Below are 676 nucleotides of genomic sequence, written 5' to 3' on the forward strand. Positions count from 1 at the left end.
CCCCAGCCAGAAGCGATCGGCGTAGACAGTGTCGCCGTTAAAGGAGATGAAATCGATATCGCCGCGGCTGACTTCTGCCAGCATGGCTGCCCCAATAGGAAAGGGAGGCTCGTTGGCACAACTGATGTGTAAGAAGCGAATGGGTCGTCCATCCCCAGGAGCTGGCAGGGTGCGAAACTGGCCTACAGGGCTGGTAAACCCCTCGCTGACAAACCGGTAGAAGTAGCGCTGCGCTGGCCTTAGCCCAGTGACGACGGCACGAGCAATGTAGTCGCCTGGATCAGTGCGGTAGTTGCGGCCCGCCACACGGCGAGCAGTAAGCGAAACTTGTTGCGAAATGGGGTTGAACTCGGAATTCTCAGCCACCTGCAACGTCACCGCAACCGTGTCTGTTGCACTGGCCGGGATCACCCGCGTGGAAAGCACCGCCCCTTCCGAGGTGGGATCCCCGGCAAATACCCCTTGAGGGAACCCGGGCTCTCCCAGGGGGGGAATGGAGGAACTGGAGGTGCCCCCACAGGCAGCCAGGGCAGCTGCCCCACCTCCAAACATCAGCAACTGCAGGAAAAAGCGACGGGAACGCAGGGAACTCATAGGGCCCACCTCAGGGACACAGGCAAATGTAAAGGGATCCGCAACAAAGGCCAATCGCCTTTTTAGTCAAGCACTTTTGCCC

1 protein-coding gene is annotated in these 676 nt (G+C 59.6%); it reads right to left on the bottom strand.

The genetic code is table 11. From position 1 onward, the window contains the following. Positions 1 to 594, bottom strand: a 594-nt coding sequence (locus tag NW819_RS12215; protein WP_414413905.1) for a PhoD-like phosphatase N-terminal domain-containing protein, incomplete at its 3' end; no start/stop codon positions are given. Between the last annotated feature and the right edge of the window lie 82 nt (positions 595 to 676).

Origin of the sequence: Synechococcus sp. R8-2 (assembly GCF_047461715.1) — a bacterium.
Lineage (GTDB): Bacteria > Cyanobacteriota > Cyanobacteriia > Thermostichales > Thermostichaceae > Thermostichus.